Source organism: Micromonospora sp. USAFONa4 (assembly GCF_057197825.1).
On sequence record NZ_CM170072.1, the window covers coordinates 1,156,669 to 1,174,718 of the forward strand.

16 protein-coding genes are annotated in these 18,050 nt (G+C 73.9%); 3 read left to right on the forward strand and 13 right to left on the reverse strand.

The genetic code is table 11. The features are described 5' to 3' along the window. Positions 1 to 23: 23 nt before the first annotated feature. The gene (locus AC0OO9_RS04480; RefSeq protein ID WP_484515809.1) at positions 24 to 587 is read right to left on the reverse strand and encodes a dihydrofolate reductase family protein; all 564 of its coding nucleotides are present in this window, start codon (positions 585 to 587) and stop codon (positions 24 to 26) included. A 142-nt stretch (positions 588 to 729) separates the two neighbouring features. Here AC0OO9_RS04480 and AC0OO9_RS04485 point away from each other — a divergent pair, with 142 nt between their 5' ends. Next, entirely contained in the window at positions 730 to 1,338 is a 609-nt protein-coding gene (locus AC0OO9_RS04485) for a nucleoside/nucleotide kinase family protein (protein WP_484515811.1), read from the forward strand. 229 nt (positions 1,339 to 1,567) lie between these two features. On the opposite strand, the gene AC0OO9_RS04490 is transcribed toward AC0OO9_RS04485, so the two are convergent. From AC0OO9_RS04490 to AC0OO9_RS04505, 4 genes are all read right to left on the reverse strand, one after another. After that, positions 1,568 to 3,784, reverse strand: a complete 2,217-nt coding sequence (locus AC0OO9_RS04490; protein WP_484515813.1) for a transglycosylase domain-containing protein — start codon at positions 3,782 to 3,784, stop codon at positions 1,568 to 1,570. A gap of 183 nt (positions 3,785 to 3,967) precedes the next feature. Continuing rightward, positions 3,968 to 4,768 (reverse strand): hypothetical protein, encoded by an 801-nt coding sequence (locus AC0OO9_RS04495; protein WP_484515815.1) that lies wholly within the window; start codon positions 4,766 to 4,768, stop codon positions 3,968 to 3,970. A gap of 148 nt (positions 4,769 to 4,916) precedes the next feature. Then, complete coding sequence (locus tag AC0OO9_RS04500; RefSeq protein WP_357580091.1) at positions 4,917 to 6,023, reverse strand: SPFH domain-containing protein; 1,107 nt, start codon at positions 6,021 to 6,023, stop codon at positions 4,917 to 4,919. A gap of 4 nt (positions 6,024 to 6,027) precedes the next feature. Next, on the reverse strand, positions 6,028 to 6,501 hold the full coding sequence (locus AC0OO9_RS04505; RefSeq protein WP_151457518.1) for an NfeD family protein: 474 nt from the start codon (positions 6,499 to 6,501) through the stop codon (positions 6,028 to 6,030). 111 nt (positions 6,502 to 6,612) lie between these two features. Between AC0OO9_RS04505 and AC0OO9_RS04510 the strand changes: the two genes are divergently transcribed. After that, positions 6,613 to 7,929, forward strand: coding sequence for a serine hydrolase domain-containing protein (locus tag AC0OO9_RS04510; RefSeq protein ID WP_484515817.1), 1,317 nt, complete (start codon positions 6,613 to 6,615; stop codon positions 7,927 to 7,929). Between the two features lie 54 nt (positions 7,930 to 7,983). Here AC0OO9_RS04510 and AC0OO9_RS04515 read toward each other — a convergent pair whose 3' ends face one another. After that, on the reverse strand, positions 7,984 to 8,793 hold the full coding sequence (locus AC0OO9_RS04515; RefSeq protein ID WP_132238746.1) for a DUF3097 domain-containing protein: 810 nt from the start codon (positions 8,791 to 8,793) through the stop codon (positions 7,984 to 7,986). Positions 8,794 to 9,060: 267 nt separating this feature from the next. On the opposite strand from AC0OO9_RS04515, the gene AC0OO9_RS04520 reads away from it, so the two are divergent. After that, positions 9,061 to 9,855: a hypothetical protein gene (locus tag AC0OO9_RS04520; RefSeq protein ID WP_132238744.1), complete on the forward strand. Its 795-nt coding sequence runs from the start codon at positions 9,061 to 9,063 to the stop codon at positions 9,853 to 9,855. A 40-nt stretch (positions 9,856 to 9,895) separates the two neighbouring features. Here the strand turns inward: AC0OO9_RS04520 and AC0OO9_RS04525 are convergent, their stop codons facing one another. From AC0OO9_RS04525 to AC0OO9_RS04555, 7 genes are all read right to left on the reverse strand, one after another. After that, positions 9,896 to 11,452 carry a serine/threonine-protein kinase gene (locus AC0OO9_RS04525; protein ID WP_484515819.1) on the reverse strand — a complete coding sequence of 519 codons (1,557 nt, stop codon included), beginning with the start codon at positions 11,450 to 11,452 and terminating at the stop codon, positions 9,896 to 9,898. 128 nt (positions 11,453 to 11,580) lie between these two features. Further along, on the reverse strand, positions 11,581 to 12,630 hold the full coding sequence (locus AC0OO9_RS04530; RefSeq protein ID WP_484515821.1) for a ferrochelatase: 1,050 nt from the start codon (positions 12,628 to 12,630) through the stop codon (positions 11,581 to 11,583). Positions 12,631 to 12,742: 112 nt separating this feature from the next. Next, positions 12,743 to 13,510 (reverse strand): enoyl-ACP reductase FabI, encoded by a 768-nt coding sequence (fabI, locus tag AC0OO9_RS04535; protein ID WP_132238740.1) that lies wholly within the window; start codon positions 13,508 to 13,510, stop codon positions 12,743 to 12,745. Between the two features lie 35 nt (positions 13,511 to 13,545). Further along, complete coding sequence (fabG, locus tag AC0OO9_RS04540) at positions 13,546 to 14,250, reverse strand: 3-oxoacyl-ACP reductase FabG (protein ID WP_151457585.1); 705 nt, start codon at positions 14,248 to 14,250, stop codon at positions 13,546 to 13,548. A gap of 749 nt (positions 14,251 to 14,999) precedes the next feature. Next, entirely contained in the window at positions 15,000 to 15,950 is a 951-nt protein-coding gene (locus tag AC0OO9_RS04545; protein ID WP_484515823.1) for a VWA domain-containing protein, read from the reverse strand. Beyond that, a complete protein-coding gene (locus AC0OO9_RS04550; RefSeq protein WP_484515824.1) occupies positions 15,947 to 16,951 on the reverse strand; it encodes a DUF58 domain-containing protein in 1,005 nt (334 codons plus the stop codon). Before AC0OO9_RS04550 ends, AC0OO9_RS04545 begins: the two co-directional genes overlap by 4 nt. After that, positions 16,930 to 18,042, reverse strand: coding sequence for an AAA family ATPase (locus tag AC0OO9_RS04555; protein ID WP_132238733.1), 1,113 nt, complete (start codon positions 18,040 to 18,042; stop codon positions 16,930 to 16,932). Before AC0OO9_RS04555 ends, AC0OO9_RS04550 begins: the two co-directional genes overlap by 22 nt. Between the last annotated feature and the right edge of the window lie 8 nt (positions 18,043 to 18,050).

The following is an 18,050-nucleotide window of genomic DNA, read 5'->3' on the forward strand; positions in this document are numbered from 1 at the left end:
GACGGGGCCAGCGCGGCCCGGCGTCAGCCGGCCCGGTGGTACCGCAGCAGCACCGACCTGCCGTCGAAGGTCCGCGACTCCGCCAGGCGGAACTTCATCCGCTCGGTCGCGGCGAAGACCGGCTTGCCGCCGCCCAGCACCACCGGGTGCACGAAGATCTGGTACTCGTCGATCAGGCCGAGGTCGGTCAGCGCGGCGGCGGCCTCGGCGCCACCGTTGAGCAGCAGGTCACCGCCCGGCTGCTCCTTGAGCGCGGTCACCTCCCTGGCGAGATCCCCGCCGCCTACCACTCGGGCGCCGTGATCGGCCTCGGTGAGCGTGCGCGAGAGCACCACCTTCGGCGTCCGCCGCCAGATCGGCACGAACGCGAGGTCGTGGGGGTGGTCGGAGATCGACTCCGCCTGCGGCCAGTAGGCGGCCATGAACTCCCAGACCCGGCGGCCGTAGACGAGCGCGCCGGCCCGGTCGCACTGCTCCAGCGAGAACGCGGACAGCTCCGGGCCCATCTCCGGCCAGTCGAACTCGCCGTTCGGCCCCTCGATGAACCCGTCGAGCGACTGGTGCACCCCGTAGACGATCTTCCGCATGGCGCTGCTCCTCCTGGCCCCTGACGCCCCCTCGTGGGCGCTCTCGCCAGGTGGTCGGAACGGCCCCGCCGGATCCGACAGCCCGGCACCACCTTCTCGAGATTTTTCCTGAGGCTTGTCCGGGGCGGCTACCGTGCCGCTCATGCGCCGTCCGATGATCATTGCTCTGATCGGCGTCGACGGGGCCGGAAAGACCACCCAGGCAAAGGCGCTGGCCGCCCGGCTGCGGGCGGCCGGGGTGCCGGCCAGCTACTTCGAGAACGCTGGCGGCCGGCCCCTCTGGAACCGGCTCGCGCAGACGCTGGGCCGCCGCGACGGGCCGCACCTGTTCGGCCGCACCGGCTACGTGACCATCGAGGCGACCGTACGCTGGCTCGCCATCGCCCGGGCGGTGCTGGCCGCCCGGCTGACCGGCAGGACGACGGTCATGGACCGCTGGTCCTGGTGCCAATGCGTGGTGATGCGGGCCCGCGGCGACCGGGGCGGGCGGTTGGTCCGGCTGGCGTACGCGATCTTCCCGCGACCGAATCTGGTCTGCTTCCTGGCGGTTTCGCCCGAACGGGCGCAACAACGGGTGCTGGCCCGGGGCATCGACACCGAGGAGTTGACTCACCTGCGGTCCCTGGACACCGGCTACCGGGGGCTGCCGGAGTTCGGCTCGTTCACCGTCATCGACGCGGACGGCGACCCGGTCGACGTCGGTGCCGCCCTCGATCAGGTGGTCCGGGCCGCTCTCGCCCGCTCCCGCTGACCTCCGGTCCCCGACGGCCGACCGGCCGACCGGCTCACCCGACCCGTCCAGACCACCGGGCCCGTCCAGCCCGGATCTGTCCGCCGGGCGGTCCTATGGGTGGGGCAGCTCGACAGGGCGCGCCAGGTGCCCGGTCGGGGAAGGACGGCAGCCGACGAGCGCACCGGAGTGCGGATCGGCGGTCGGCACGAGCCAGCCGGTCAGCAAAGACCAGGGACGGGGCAGCCGGTCAGCCGCGGCGCTCCAGCCAGCGACGCAGGTCGGACAGGCGCTGATCGTCCTGGGGCGCCGGCCGCCGCTCCTCGGACGGGCGGCGCTGTTCGACCGGCGGGCGCTCCACCGGGCGGCGCGGGTCGCCGACCAGCTCGCGGCTGGGGGCGGCGAACTTCTTCTCCGGCTCGCCCGCGACGGCGGTGCCGATGACCCGGGCGACCGCGTCGATCACCCGCGCCTGCACGGCCGCGCCCACCGAGTCGGTCGGGTCGTCCGGGTTGGCGGCGATGCCCGCGACCGCCACCTGCGGGGTGAAGCCGACGAAGGTCTCGGTGGCGTTCTTCTCCGAGCTACCGGTCTTACCGGCCACCGGCCGGCCGTCGAGGATCCGGTTCACCGAGGTGGCCGTGCCCCCGTTGCACTGCGCGAGCGTGGACTGCTGGCCGACCGGGCAGCGGGCGGCGTCGGTGGCGGCCCGGGCCACGTCGGCGTCGAGCACCCGGCGGCAGGACGGGTCGCCGACCGGCACCTTCTCGCCGTCGGCGGCGGTCACCGAGACCACCGGCAGCGGCGCGCAGTACGTGCCCTCGGCGGCCACCGTGGCGTACGCGTTGGCGAGGTCGAGCGGGGTGGTGGCGGTGACGCCCAGGGTGAACGAGCCCCAGTCGGCGGCGTCGTTCTCGGCGAAGGTGGCGTCGGCGTCGGCCCGGAAGGTGATGCCGAGGCGCTTCGCCATCTCGACCACCTTCTCCTGCCCGACCTGCTCGGCCAGCCACACGAAGTACGTGTTCACCGAGCGGCCGAAGCCGTCCCACATCATCCGGTAGCCGTCCATCCACTCCGGGTTGGCGTTGGCCGGGCACCACCGGCCGTCGCAGCTGCCCTCGCCCTCGGCGGCGTACCGGGTGGGCAGCCGGCTGGGCGCGTCGAAGCCGGTGGACAGCGGCTTGCCGGCCTCCAACGCGGCGAGCATGGTGAAGAGCTTGAACGTCGAGCCGGCCTGGTAGCCGGCCACGCTGTCGCCGCCGGAGATCAGCGGGTTGACGGTGTTGGGGCGGTTGGCCTGCCCGTCCGGGTTCGCGTCGAGGCTGTAGTGCCGGTTGACCGCCATTGCCAGCACCCGGCCGGTGCCCGGTTCGACGGCGGCGATCGGCAGGGCGCGCTTGTTGTCGTAGGAGTAGACGCTGGTGGCCTGCTTCTGCGCGGTGGCCTGGATCTTCGGGTCCAGCGAGGTCACCACTGTGTAGCCGCCGCGGCGCAGGGCCTGCTCGCGCTCCTCGACGGTCGCGCCGAACTCCGGCTGCGCGAGCCACCACTGCCGCAGGTAGTCGCAGAAGAAGCCCCAGTCGTCGTGGCCCTCGGCCACGGCGGTGCAGCCGTTGGGCTGGGCCGTGGGGCGCAGCGTCAGCTTCTCGGTCCTGGCCCGCGCGGCCTCGTCGGCGCTGATCGCGCCGGTGGCGACCATCGAGTCCAGCACGTAGCCGCGCCGCTCAAGCGCGGCGTCCGCGTCGCCGTCGATCGGGCTGTACGCCTCCGGCGACTGCACCAGGCCGGCGAGCAGGGCCGCCTCGCCGAGGGTCAGCTCCGCCGGGGACTTGGCGAAGTAGCGCTGGCTGGCCGCCGCGATGCCGTACGCCCCGGAACCGAAGTAGGCGATGTTCAGGTAGCCGTTGAGGATCTCGTCCTTGCTCAGGCGCTGCTCCAGCGCCGAGGCGTACCGGATCTCCTGGATCTTGCGTCCGACGGTCTGCTCGGTGGCCGCGGCGCGCTCCTCGGCGGTGCGCCCGGGGTCGGTCTTGAGCACGTTGCGGACGTACTGCATGGTCAGCGTGGAGCCGCCCTGCTGGCCGCCGCCGGAGACGTTCGACACCACGGCCCGCAGCAGCCCGCGCAGGTCGGCGCCGCCGTGGTCGTAGAAGCGCCGGTCCTCGGCCGCCACGATCGCCTGCCGCATCACCGGGGCGATCTCGTCGAGCGGCACGTCGGTGCGGTTGACGTCGTAGAACGTGGTGATCAGCGTCCTGCCGTCGTTGGCGTAGAGGTAGGACCGTTGCGGTGTGGCCGGGGTGCGTAGGGCCTCGGGCAGCCCCGCGTACGACCCGACCGCGGCCTTGGCGGCGAACCCGAGCAGCAGGTTTCCCGGCAGCGCGGCGACCGCCAGGACGAGGCCGGCGAGCACGCCGGCGAGCAGCACGGTGAACAGCCGCGACAGCGGCGGGCGGGGTGGGGCCATGGTCCCCAGGATTGCCACGTAACGGGCCGACCGACCACCCCCGCGACCCGGTTGTCAGCAATTTCACCGCCCGTGACCAGCGACTTCCCATCCCACCGCCCCCTCGGCCACCGCGAACCCCGTGGCCACCACCCGCCCCGACGCCCACCGGGTGTCCGGTGCCCGCCGGGGCGGTGCGACGGGTCAGGTGGGCAGGGGGCCGTTCGGGCCGGGGGTGGCCGGGGCGGCGGCGGTGGCGAGGCTCGCGCTGGCGGCGTCGCGGGCGATGTCCCGCGGCACCAGGCGGCCGGAGCGGTAGCCGATGCCGATGCCGGCGACCAGCACGAAGATCGCGCCGAAGGTCTGCAACGAGCCGATCAGCGCGCCGCCGACGCCCAGCAGCGGGGCGGCGATCATCAGCATCACGCCGTCGCCGATGCTGAACGAGCCGGACCGGGCCACCGACCAGCCGGTCAGCAGCCAGCCCAGGCTGTAGCAGGTGGCGCCGACGAGCACGAGCATGCGCGCGGTGGTGCCGAAGACGGGGGTCTGCTCCGTCAGCCCCGCGAAGGGGAGCATGAGCACCGTGCCGGCTATGGAGACGAGCAGGCCGGCGACGGCCGCCCGGCGGCTGCGGGTCGCCGCCAGCAGCCCGGTCAGCGCCAGCAGGGCGAGCAGCCCGAGCCACACCGCCGCCACCCAGCCCACCAGGTAGAGCGGCCGGCCGTCGGCCGGATACGGGTCGTTGCCCACCCCGCCGTCGCTGGCCATCGCCACGACGGCGTAGAGGATGGCGTACGCGGGGAGCAGCCACACCGCGCCCCGGGCGAGCCGGCGCAGCGACCAGGCCCAGGTGGCGTTCGTGGCCGGCCCGACCGGCGTCGGCTCGACGAAGGGCAGCACCCCGAAACCCCCGCCGGTACGCCGGCTGCCGAGCGGCCCGATGGGATCGTGCGCACCGGGCACCGGGGCCGAGGAGCGTACCCGCTTCGCCGGATCCTTCATGCGTCACCTCGCTCGTCCGACGAGCGGTGCGGGACGCGCCGGGGCGCCCCGATGCCTGCTCACCGCCCGTCCTAGGACCGATGGTGGCAGGCGACGGAGCGCCCCATGAGTGGTTCTCGCATTTCCGGGCGATCGCGCCCGGACCCGGTCAGGCCCGTTCGCGCTGGTCGGCCGGGTCGTTGAGCAGGCTCGCCGGGGAGACCGGCTCCGGTGCCGGCAGCCCCTGCGGCTGGCCGCCCGTGGCCTGCGCCTCGGCGACGCGTACCTCGTCGTGGATCTGCTGGGCGGCGGCGGCTGCGGCCTGCGCGGCCTCGGCCGCCTCGCGCTCCACCTCGCCCGCGCTGCCGGCCGCCTCCGGCGCCGGCTCGTCGCCGACCATCCGGCTCAGCCCGCCGAGCGCGCCGCCCATGCCCTCCAGCGCCTTGGTCAGCTCGGCCGGCACGATCCAGACCTTGTTCGCGGTGCCGTTGGCGATCTGCGGCAGGGCCTGGAGGTACTGGTAGGCGAGCACCTTCTGGCTCGGGTTCGCCTGGTGGATCGCGTCGAACACCGTCTTGATCGCCTTCGCCTGGCCCTCGGCCTGGAGGATCCGGGCCTGCCGGTCACCGTCGGCGCGCAGCACCGCGGACTGCTTCTCACCCTCGGCCGTGAGGATCTGCGACTGCTTGTGCCCCTCGGCGTTCAGGATCGCCGCCCGGCGGTCCCGCTCGGCGCGCATCTGCTTCTCCATCGAGTCGCGGATGCTCGCCGGCGGCTCGATCGCCTTGAGCTCCACCCGGGTGACCTTGATGCCCCACCGCCCGGTGGTCTCGTCCAGCACGCCGGACAGATGCCGGTTGATCTGGTCGCGGCTGGTCAGCGCCCGCTCCAGGTCCAGCGAGCCGATCACGTTGCGCAGCGTGGTGACGGTGAGCTGCTCGATGGCCTGGAGGAAGTTCGAGATCTCGTACGTGGCCCGGACCGAGTCGACGACCTTGAAGTAGAGCACCGTGTCGATCGAGACGACCAGGTTGTCGGAGGTGATCACCGGCTGGGGCGGGAAGCTGACCACCTGCTCCCGCAGGTCGACCTTGGTACGCACCGCGTCGACGAACGGGACCAGGATGTTCAGCCCCGGGTTGAGGGTGCGCTTGTACTTGCCGAGCCGCTCGACGACGTCCTGGCGCTGCTGCGGCACGATCCGTACCGCCTTGGCCAGGGTGATCACCCCGATCAGAGCGATGGCCATCAGTAGGACCGGGATCACAAGTTCCATGTACTCACCTTTTCGCTTCGGGTAGCTCCCCGGAAGGAGAAACGTCGTCCCGCCACACCAGGGCGGTGGCGCCCCGCACCTGGATCACCTGCACCCGGTCGCCCGGGGCGAAGTGCTGGCTCGCGTCGTAGGAGCGGGCCTGCCACAGCTCGCCGTCGATCTTCACCATGCCCTGCCCGGCGTCGACCTGCTCCAGCACCAGCGCCGTGCTGCCCTCGATCGCCTCCACGCCGAAGGGCTGCTCGCCGCTCTCCAGCGCCGAGCGGCGGTGCCTGCGCAGCGTCGGCCGCACGCCCAGCACCGTCAGCGCCGACACGCCGGCGAAGACGATCGCCTGCACCTCGACCGGGGCGCCGAGCGCCGCCGCTCCCGCGGCGGCCAGGGCCCCGACCGCGAACATGATCAGAAAAAGCGTCGTCGTGAAGATCTCAGCGACCGCCAGAACGACACCCAGCACGATCCAGAACACGGCGTCCACCCCCCGATCGTGACACGTCAAAGCACGTGGAGCCCACCCGCGAAGATCAGTAAGCTCGGCGGCACGCCGGCGGCCCACCCCGACGGCACCGGAATCCCCCGAGGAGAGCCCGTGTCCCTGCTGCCCGAGACCACCCGCCAGGTCGATGCCCTCGTCGCCGGGGCACAGTCCGCCGGTCGTACGCCGTCGCTGCTGATCGGCGTGGTGCGGGACGGCGCGCTGACCCACCTCGCCACCGCCGGCGAGCACCCGCGCCCCGCCGCCGACCTCCAGTACCGCCTCGGGTCGATCAGCAAGACCATGACCGCCACCCTGGTCATGCAGGAGCGCGACGCCGGCCGGCTGGCCCTGGACGACCCGCTGGAGAAGCACCTGCCCGGCACCGGCGTGGGCGCGCTCACCCTGCGGCAACTGCTCGGCCACGCCAGCGGCCTACGCCGCGAGCCGGACGGGCAGTGGTGGGAGCGCGCAGAGGTCGGGGACCTGGCGACCCTGCTGGCCGGGGTGAGCGCCGAGAAGATCGCCTATCCCCCGCACCGGGTCTACCACTACTCCAACCTGGCGTACGGGCTGCTCGGCGGCGTGCTGGAGCGGATCACCGGCACCCCCTGGGCGGAGCTGCTGCGCCAGCGCGTGCTGGAGCCGCTCGGCATGGGCCGCACCACGTACGCGGCCACCGAACCGTTCGCCTGCGGTTACGTGGTGCACCCCTGGCACGGCACGCTGCGGGAGGAGCCGCGCACCGACACCGGCGCGATGGCACCGGCCGGGCAGCTCTGGTCCACGGCCGAGGACCTGGCCCGGTGGGCGGCCTTCCTGGCCGACCCCGCGCCGCAGGTGCTGGCGGCGGAGACGCTGGCCGAGATGTGCGTCCCCGTGTCGATCAGCGACGTCGACTCGTGGACCGGCGGGCACGGCCTCGGGCTGGAGCTCTACCGGCAGGGCGAGCGGGTGTACGTCGGGCACGGCGGCTCGATGCCCGGCTACGTGGCCGCCCTGGCGGTGCACCGCCCGTCGCGCACCGGCGTGGTCGGCTTCGCCAACTCGTACGGCTTCCGCACCGGCGGGATCGGCGGGCTCGCGCTACAGGTCCTCACCACCGTGCTGGACGCCGAGCCGGCCCTTCCGAAGCCCTGGCTGCCGGCCGCCGCTCCCCCGCCCGCCGAGGTCGACGAGGTGACCGGTCGCTGGTGGTGGATGGGGGCGTCACTCGACGTGACCTGGGACGCGAACGCGGGTGAGCTGGTCGTCTACGTGCGCGGCGAGCGGGTCAGCGTGTTCGTCCCGGAGGGTCCGGACCGCTGGCGGGGTCGCTCCGGCCCCGAGAACGGCGAGATCCTGTCGGTGCTGCGCGACGGGTCGGGGCGGGCGGTGGCGCTCGACATTGCCACCTTCGTCTTCACCCGCACCCCCGACCAGGAGCCCTGAGGGTCGACGGTCGCCGACGGGCCCGGCCCGTCGGCGACCGGGCTCAGGTCGGCCTCAGGCCGGCTCGGTGACGAAGTCGATCAGGCGTTCCATCGCGTTGATCAGCGGGGTCTCCACGTCGGCGAAGCTGTCGACCCGGGACAGGATGTGCCGCCACATGTCCGCCGGCTCGGCCACTCCGAGCGCGGCGCAGACGCCCTCCTTCCACGGGCGTCCCGGCGGCACCACCGGCCACGCCCGGATGCCCAGCGCCGCCGGCTTGACCGCCTGCCACACGTCGACGTACGGGTGCCCGGTGACCAGCACGTGCGGGGAGGTCACCTTCGCGACGATCCGGCTCTCCTTGGAGCCGGCGACCAGGTGGTCGACGAGCACGCCGAGGCGCCGGCCGGGGCCCGGGGCGAAGTCGCGCACCTCGGCGTCGAGCGCGTCGATGCCGTCCAGCGGCTCCACCACCACGCCCTCGATGCGCAGGTCGTCGCCCCAGATCCGTTCGACCAGGGCGGCGTCGTGGATGCCCTCCACCCAGATCCGGCTGGCCCTGGCGACCTGGGCGCGTACGCCGTCGACGGCGATCGAGCCGGAGGCGGTGCGGCGGCGGGCGGCCGGCACCGGGGCGCGGGTCGGCCGGCGCAGCGTCACCGGCCGCCCGTCGAGAAGGAAAGCCGCCGGCAGCAGCGGGAAGTTGCGCCGGCGTCCGTGCCGGTCCTCCAGCACCACCGCGCCGGCCTCGAAGCCGACCACCGCCCCGCAGAAGCCGGAGTCGGCGTCCTCGACCACGAGGTCCGGCTCGGCGTCCACCTCGGGCGTGACCTTCCGCCGCCGCCAGTCCCCCGCCAGCACATCGTCCGCGTACCGCCCCATGCCGATCAAGCTAACCGCCCACCCCGCCCCCCGCACCCGACACGCCGCCACCCCCGCCACCCCCGCCGCCCCCGCCGCCCCCGCCGCCCCCGCCGCCCCCGCCGCGGCGATCATGCAGTTGTGGTGCCCCGCGAAAGGGGCAGAGGTCGACGATCCACCCACCACGACTCCATGATCGACGGGACGGGGAGTGCATGATCAGCGGGCGTGGGGACAGTCGGAGCGGCAGTCGAGACAGGGGCGGCGGTGACCACGTACCCTTTCGGCATGTCCACCCCCGCAGCGGGCGCGGCCACTCTCACACCGCGCCGGTCCAGCCGGTTCGTGGCCTGGGTGCGCGCGTGGCGCGCCGGGCTGGTGCCCTTCGACGAGGTCGCCGACGCCATCGCCGGCGACGAGGAGCACCTGGTCGCCGACGCGCCCGGCACCTGGACCGACGTTCCCCTGCCCCAGGCGCTACCCACCCTCGCGAAGCTCTCGCCCGACGAGATCCGGCTCGTGCTGCCCGCGCCCGGCGACCCGCGCGGGCTGCCCGGGCCGGGCGACTTCGCCGGCGCGGCGCTGGTCGCCGGCGAGGCGGTCGTCGCCGGGGGCCTCGGGCTCATCCCGCACGTGCGCACGCACACGTCCGGCTCCGGCGACACCTTCGAGACGGTCCTCTGGCGGGTCTACCCGCTGCCGGCCGACGCCCCGGCCGCCTCCCTCGCGTTGCCCGGCGCGGCCGAGGCCGAGGCGGAGCTGGCGGTGGCCCTGGCCGACACGACCGCTGCGCTGACCCGGCTGGACGTCGCGCAGTGGCGACCCGAGCTGGCCGGGGCGCTGGAGGCGCTGCGCCGGCCGGACGGCGCCACCGACCTGCCGCCCGGGTTCGACCCGCGGGCCCGGCGGCTCTTCGCCCGGGCCGCCGTGCTCGACCGGGTGCTCGCGCTGGCCGGGCACGCGGCGCCGGGCGGCGCGATCAACAACTACGAGGCCCAGCAGCGCGACGCCGCACTGCGCCCGCTGACCACCGCCTGCCGGCAGGCGCTGGTGGCCGCCTGCAACGCCCCGCTGCGTCCCTGACGTCGCCGGCACTCGGTTGCGCCCCTGACGCCGCCGGCACTCAGTTGCCGCGAGCGTCGAGGGCCTGTGCCGCCCACCGGTCCAGCACGCGCGCGAACTCGGTCACCTCGGCCTTGGCGGAAGGCGGCATCGAAGCGCGGGAGGCCGTCCGGTACTTCACGCACACCCCGAGGTTGCTGACGCGGAAGTAGACCCGCACGTCGCGTTCGTGCCAGCCGTATGCGTCGAGGTCCGTCTCCTCCGAGACATAGCCCTCGTCACCAAGGCCGGGAAGCCGCTCGCCCTGCGTGGGGCAGTCCCCGAGGTTCGCGGGAAGCAGAGGGTCCTCCACGCTGAGCCGGGTGATCTCCCCGTCGGGTTTCTGGGTGGGCTCCCAGGAACAACTGTTCGTGGACTTGTGCATCGCCCACAACTTCGCCTCGGGGACCAACGGCGCGACCACCTGGGGGTGATCGGTCAGGTACAGGCACGCGTTCGGCGACGCCGTGAATTCTCTGGCCGACGGCGATCCGGACGACGGGGGCACCGTGACCGACGGGCTGCCGCTCACCCCGCCCCCGGCGGCCTCCCCGTCGCCCACCCGGGCCAGCGCGAGCGCGTAGCCCGCCGACAACAGGGCGGCTGACAGGAGCACGGCGATGCCGCTCATCCCGGCGATCCGCGCGCGCGAAACCCGGCGGGCGCGCGCACCCCTCTTCGCAGGCGGCAACGACCCGCTCAGCCTCGCGGTCCGCGGGTTCGCACGGATCGTCGGCCGGTTGTCGGCCGTGGTGCCGGCGGCCACCTCCCGCAGGCGCTCTGCGGCCAGCTCGGCAGACGGACGTTCGTCCGGGCGGCGCGCCATCAGGCCGAGCAGCGTCGGGTTCAGCGGACCCGCGCGTTCAGCCGGCGCGGGGTCACGGCTCAGCACGGCAGCGATCAGTTCCGCCGGATCGTCCATGTCGTACGCGGGCCGGCCCTCGACGGCGAAGTACAGCGTCGCGCCGAGTGACCACAGATCCGACGCCGGCTCGGCGCCCCGACCGGTCAGCCGCTCCGGCGGTACGTAGCCCAACGTGCCCATCACCGAGCCGGTCCCGGTGAGCCCCCGGGTGGCGCCGACGACCGCGGCGATCCCGAAGTCCGTGATCACGGCGCGACCGTCCCGGTCCAACAGGACGTTCTGCGGCTTGATGTCACGATGCAGGATGCCGGCGTCGTGGGCGACCCTCAGGGCCGCGAGCAGACCCGCGCCGATCTCCGCGGTCCGCCGTGGACCCAGTGGCCCGTCCTCGCACACCACGGCGTGCAGAGAGGGGCCATCGACCAGGCCCATCACGATCCAGGGGCGACCATCCTCGAGCAGGACGTCGTGGATGGTCACGATGCCGGGGTGGTTCAGCCGCCCGGCCGCCCGCGCCTCGATGATCGCCCGCTCCCGAAGCGCCAGGCGTTCGGACTCGTTCAGGCCCTCGGGCAGCCGCAACTCCTTCACAGCCACCTCGCGGTCCAGCAGGGTGTCCGCAGCCCGCCACACCACCCCCATGCCGCCGCTGCCGACCGGCTCGGTCCGCAGGACGTATCGACCGGCCGCCAGGGTACGCCGCTCCTCCGCCACGTCCGGAACGATAGCGGCGACGCGCCCATCGATGAACGTCGACAGCGGCGGAGGCGGCGGCAGTCAGCGGCTTCGCCCGGAGGGAGATCCCGGGCCGGGTGGCGCAGCTGGCGCTCGCTGTCGTCGGGTCACCCGTGCCCGGGGGCGGTGGTCGGGCGGCGCGCCGGGACGCAGCAGACCGTGGGGCAGGTGTCCCATATGGGCAGCTCGCCGAGTCGGCGGCGCAGGCCGGTCCCGTCCGGGTCGGTACGCTCGCGGACCAGCTCGCGGACCATCGCCACGAACCGGGGGTCGGTGCCGGGGGTGGCGGCCCGGACGAAGTCCAGCCCGAGCTGCCTGGCCGTCTCCCGCGCCTCGGTGTCCAGGTCCCACACCACCTCCAGGTGATCGGAGACGAACCCGATCGGGCTGACCACCACGCCGGTGGTGCCGGCCTCGGCCAGCGTACGCAGGTGATCGTTGACGTCCGGCTCCAGCCACGGCACGTGCGGCGGGCCGGAGCGGCTCTGCCAGACCAGGTCCCAGGGCAGGTCCGGGGCGGCCGCGGCGTGGACGAGCCGGGCGACCTCGGCGAGCTGCGCCTCGTACCGGCCGCCGTGCGGGCCGGCGTTCGCGGCCATCGAGTTCGGGACCGAGTGCGCGGTGAACACCAGCCGGGTGCCGTCCCGCTTCGCCGGGTCGAGGCGGCCCAGCGCCGCCCGTACCGCGTCGGCGTGCGGCTCGACGAAGCCGGGGTGGTCCCAGAACTGGCGGAGCTTGTCGATCAGCGGGGCGTCGGGGCCGACCGCCGCGCGGGCGGCGGCGATGTCCTCCTGGTACTGCCGGCAGGAGGAGTAGCCGCCGAAGGCGCTGGTCACGAACGCCAGGGCGTGGGTGACGCCGTCGTCGCGCATCTGCGCCACGGTGTCGGCGAGCATCGGGTCCCAGTTCCGGTTGCCCCAGTAGACCGGCAGGTCGACGCCGTTGGCGGCGAAATCCTCCCGGATTGCCGCGAGCAGCTCCCGGCACTGCTCGTTGATCGGCGAGACGCCACCGAAGTGCTGGTAGTGCTCGGCGACCTCCGCCAGCCGCTCCGGCGGCACGCCCCGCCCCCGGGTCACGTTCTGCAGGAACGGCATCACGTCCTCGGGCCGTTCCGGTCCGCCGAAGGACACCAGGACCACCGCGTCGTACGCCATGGCTCCCATTCTTCCCGGTGGCCGTCCCCGCCGGGCGCGCCCCCCTGACCCGGGGTGTGAGGAAGGGCCCCCTGCTGTGCAAAATGCGATTGCAGGGGGCCTTCCTCACCCGTCAGGCGCCGATGGCGTGGTAACCGCCGTCGACGTGCACGATCTCGCCGGTGGTGGCCGGGAACCAGTCGGACAGCAGCGCCAGGCAGGCCCGCGCCGCCGGCTCCTGGTCGGTGAGGCTCCAACCCAGCGGCGCGCGCTCGGCCCAGGCCTCCTCGAACTGCTCGAAGCCGGGGATCGACTTGGCGGCGATCGTGCGCAACGGCCCGGCGGCGACCAGGTTGCTGCGGATGCCCTGCTTGCCCAGGTGCAGCGCCAGGTAGCGGGAGGCGGACTCCAGCCCGGCCTTGGCCACGCCCATCCAGTCGTAGACGGGCCACGCCTTCGTGGCGTCGAAGGTCAGGCCGACCACCGCGCCGCCGGCGGACATCAGCGGCAGCGCCGCCATCGCGAGGGACTTGTAGGAGTACGTGGAGACGTGCAGCGCGGTCGCCACGTCCTCCCAGGGGGCGTCGAGGAAGCCGCCGCCGAGGCAGCTCTGCGGGGCGAAGCCGATCGAGTGCACCACCCCGTCCAGGCCGTCGACGTGCTCGCGCACGCGGTCGCCGAGCCCGGCGAGGTGGTCGGCGTCGGTGACGTCCAGCTCGATCACCGGGGCGGGCTCGGGCAGTCGCCTGGCGATCCGCTCCACGAGGGAGAGCCGGCCGTAGCCGGTGAGCACGACCTGCGCCCCGTTTTCCTGGGCGAGCTTCGCCACCGAGAAGGCGATGGAGGCGTCGGTGATGACGCCGGTGACCAGCAGCCGCTTACCGGCGAGCAGTCCGGACATGCAGGGATTCCTCCGTAGTTCTCAGTGACCGCTTGTCAGTGGCCCATGCCGAGGCCGCCGTCGACCGGGATGACGGCGCCGGAGACGTAGCCGGCGGCGTCGCCGGCCAGCCAGGTGACCACGCCCGCGATCTCGTCCGGCTGGGCGAACCGGTTGGCGGGGATGGCCTTGCGGTACTCGGTCCTGCGGTCCTCGGGCAGGCCGGCGGTCATGTCGGTCTCCACGTAGCCGGGCGCGACCACGTTCGCCGTGATGTTGCGGCTGCCCAGCTCGCGGGTGATCGAGCGGGCCACGCCCACCAGGCCGGCCTTGCTCGCCGCGTAGTTGACCTGGCCGGGGCCGCCGTAGAGGCCGACCACCGAGGAGATGAAGATCATCCGGCCCCACTTGGCGCGCAGCATCTTGCCCGAGGCGCGCTTGGCGCACCGGAACGCGCCCGTCAGGTTGGTGTCCAGCACGCGGGTGAACTGCTCCTCCGACATGCGCAGCAGCAGCGTGTCGTCGGTGATCCCGGCGTTGGCGACGAGCACCTCCACCGGCCCCAGCTCGGCCTCGATCGCGGTGAACGCCGCGTCGACCGACGCGGAGTCGGTCACGTCGCAGCGGACCCCGAACAGCCCCTCGGGTGGCTCGCCGCTGCGGTGGGTCACCGCCACCCGGTCGCCCTGCTTCGCGAAGGCCTGCGCGATGGCCAGGCCGATCCCCCGGTTGCCGCCGGTCACCAGGACGGTACGGGCCACGGTTCCCCCTGTAGTTCAGTGATCTCCCGGTCGGTCGGAGCCTAGGCGTTACCGGCAGGTAAGCGCTAACGCCGTGCACGTCCGGGCCGGCGCGGCGTCGCCCGGCACCGGCCCCCGCCCCGCCCCCGCCGGCGACGCGCGGGCCCCTCGGCCGAGGTCCGTCCGGCCGCTCGGCCGAGTGCGGCGACGGCGACCGGCGGGTGTACGATGATCCGCGTTTGCGGGCCGTGCGGTCCGCTTCCGGGCCCCGCCGACCGCAGGAGGTGATCGCTGTGCGAGATAGCGATCCTCCCAGTCGTGGCCGGGCCGAACGTCAGCCCCGCTGAGCCACGACTCAGCAGGTGAGCTGACCCAGCTCCGCTCCCCGCCCCGCCCGGTCACCGGCCCCGCGCCGGTCGGCCGCGCCGCGCCGGGGGCCGCCCGGTCACGACTTCGTGTGCGCGTCCCGACCCACCCCTCTGCGGTCCGCCCCCGCACGCGCGGACCGTCCAGTCGCCGCCCGGAGCCGTCCATGAGCCGCTACGTCGCCCCACTGGGCTTCACCCTCGCCGCCGTCTGGGTGGCCGTCGTCTTCGTCCTCGCCGGCGGCGCCGCGCACTGACCACCGGCGGCGGCGCGCACCGACCGCCGGGACGCGCCCCGGCCACTGCCGACGGCACGCACCGACCGACGGCATGCACCGACCGCCGGGGCGCGCCCGATCGCCTTTGCGACGGCGCACCGGCCGCCGGCCACCCGCACCCCGCGCGTCAGAGCATCCGCGAGGACCACAGCAGGTTGAGGGCCCCCGCGCAGAGTGCCAGCAGCAGGGCCACCCCCGCATACCACTGGGTGACCTCGCGGGGTTCCGTGCGGAACCCGATCGAGCTGCCCATGTCCTGGTAGACCTGCTTCAGCTCGCTCACCGACGCCGCCTCGTAGAAGTAGCCCTCGGTGGCCTCGGCCAGGTCGGCCAAGGCCAGCCGGTCCACCGGCACCCGTTGCAGCTGGCCGCCGATGTCCACCTGCCCGGAGTCGGTGCCGAAGGCGATGGTGGAGACCGGCACGTTCGCCGCCTGCGCGGCGGCGGCCGCCTCCTCCACCGACCGGCCCGAGGTGCGGTACCCGTCGGAGAGCAGCACGATGCGGGCCGGCGGGATGCCCGCCGCGCCGTCGGCCGGCACCGACCGGATCGCCTCCAGGCAGGTGAAGACCGCCTCGCCCGTCGCCGTGGCCTCGGCCAGCACCAGCCCGTCGATCGCGGCGGTCACCGTGTCCCGGTCCTTGCCCGGCGGCACCAGCACGTTCGCCGACTTGGCGAACGAGACCAGCCCCAGGTTGTAGCTCTCCGGCAGCTCGCCGACGAACTGCTTGGCCGCCTCCTGCGCCGCCTCCAGCCGGTTCGGCGCCACGTCGTCGGCCTGCATGGACAGCGACACGTCGATGGCGAGCATCACGGTGGCCCGCTCCAGCGGCTCCCGGGTGTCGACCGACGGCCGGGCCAGCGCGGTCGCCAGCACCAGCAGGCAGAGCAGGAACGCCGTGGCCGGCACGTGCCGCCGCCAGCCCAGCCCCTTCGGCGCCAGGGTGCGCAGCAGGTCCACGTTGGTGAACCGCATCGCGTACGCCCGGCGGTGCAGCTGCCGCCAGACGTAGAGCGCGGCGAGGGCGAGCACCGGCAGCACGGCCAGCAGCCACCACGGTTGCAGAAAGCGGATCATCGTGTCGTCCCCCTGGTGCGCGCGTGCCGCTGCGCGGCAACGAAACGCACCATGTCGAGCAGCCAGTCTCGGTCCGTACGCAGTCGCAGGTGGGCCGCGCCGGCGCCGCGCAACGCCGCGGAGATCTCCGCCCGCTGGCCGGCTGCCGCCTCGGCGTAGCGGTGGCGCAGCCGCGGGTCGGCGGTCTGCACCTCGTGCAGCTCGCCGGTCTCCGGGTCGACCACCGGCAGCACCCCGACGTCGGGCAGCTCCAGCTCCCGGGGATCGACCACCTCGATCGCCACCACGTCGTGCCGGACGCGCAGCTTACGCAGCGGCCGGGACCACCGCTGCGGTGGGGCGAGAAAGTCGGAGATGACCACCGCCACGCCCCGCCGCCGGGGTGGCCGGTTGAGCATGTCGACAAGCGTGCCCAGGTCGCTGCGCCCGGGGCGGATCTCGGTGCCGGCGATCGCTCGCAGCAGCGCGTGGGCCTCCTTGCGGCCGGAGCGCGCGGGCAGCCGGGTGTAGACGTCCGGGCCGGCGACCGGCGGCGCGGCGCGCCACCGGCGGGCCGGCGCACTCGTGCCGCCGCCGCTGCCGATCACCGCGCCGATCCGGTTGCCGCCCCGGACGGTCAGGTGGGCCAGCGCCGCCGCGGCGGCCACCACGACGTCGCGCTTGAGCCACCGGCCGGTGCCGAAGTCCAGGCTCGCCGAGAGGTCCACCGCCAGCCACGTCTCCAGCTCCCGGTCGGCCACCGTACGCCGGACGTGCGGCATCGTCGTGCGGGCGGTGACCGGCCAGTCCATCCGGCGTACGTCGTCGCCGGGGCGGTACTCCCGGGACTCCCCCGCCTCGCTGCCCGGCCCGGGCAGCAGGCCGGCGTAGTCGCCCTGGAGCAGGCCGTCGAGCTTGCGGGTGACCATCAGTTGCAGCCGCGACAGGACGGCCTCGGTACGGTCTGAGGGGACGTCGGCAGGCCGACGGGCGGGTGAGGTCACGGGCGCTGCCCGGGCCAACCGGCGCCGGGCGGCGCGGAGGTCGGCATGGGTGCGGGTGTGGCCTGCTGCCGGGGCGCGACCGAGGGCAGCGGGATGGTGGACATCACCCGGTGCACCACGTGGTCGGCGGGCACGTCGTCGGCGAGCGCGTCGTAGCTGAGCACGAGCCGGTGGCGCAGGATGTCCGGTGCGATGTCCTGCACGTCCTGCGGCAGGGCGTAGTCGCGGCCGCGCAGCAGCGCCAGCGCGCGGGTGGCCCGGACCAGGCCGAGCGAGGCGCGCGGGCTCGCGCCGTACTGGATGAGCTGGGCGACGTCCGGCATCCCGTGCTCCGCCGGGGCGCGGGTGGCCAGCACCAGCCGGACCGCGTAGTCGACCAGGGCGTTGTGCACGAAGACCTGGTCCGCCTTGCGTTGCAGGGCGATCAGGTCGGGGGTGGTGAATACCGGCGCCGGCTGCGGCGGGGCGACCCCCATCCGGTAGACGATCTCCCGCTCCTCGGCGTCGGTCGGGTAGCCGACGACGATCTTCATGAGGAAGCGGTCCCGCTGGGCCTCGGGCAGCGGGTAGACCCCCTCCTGCTCGATCGGGTTCTGCGTCGCCATCACCAGGAACGGGTCGGGCACCCGGTGGCTCTCGCCGCCGATGGAGACCTGCCGCTCGCTCATCACCTCCAGCAGCGCCGACTGCACCTTGGCCGGCGCCCGGTTGATCTCGTCGGCGAGCAGGAAGTTGACGAACACCGGGCCCAACTCCACGTCGAACTTCTCGCTCGACTGGCGGTAGATGCGGGTGCCCATGATGTCGGCGGGTACCAGGTCGGGGGTGAACTGCACCCGGGCGAAGGAGCCGCCGACCACCCTCGCGAGGGTCTCCACCGCGAGGGTCTTCGCGACCCCCGGCACGCCCTCCAGCAGGCAGTGGCCGCGCGCGAGCAGCGCGACGAACATCCGCTCCACCATCCGGTCCTGCCCGACGATCACCCGTTTGATCTCGAACAGCGCCCGCTCGAGCAGGGTCGCGTCCTCGGCCGGCGTGGTCACCGGCTCGGGTGTCTCCGGGCCCGTCCCGTTCGGCGTCGGGGCGTCGGGCGTGGTCGGCTGGGCCACCGGTCCTC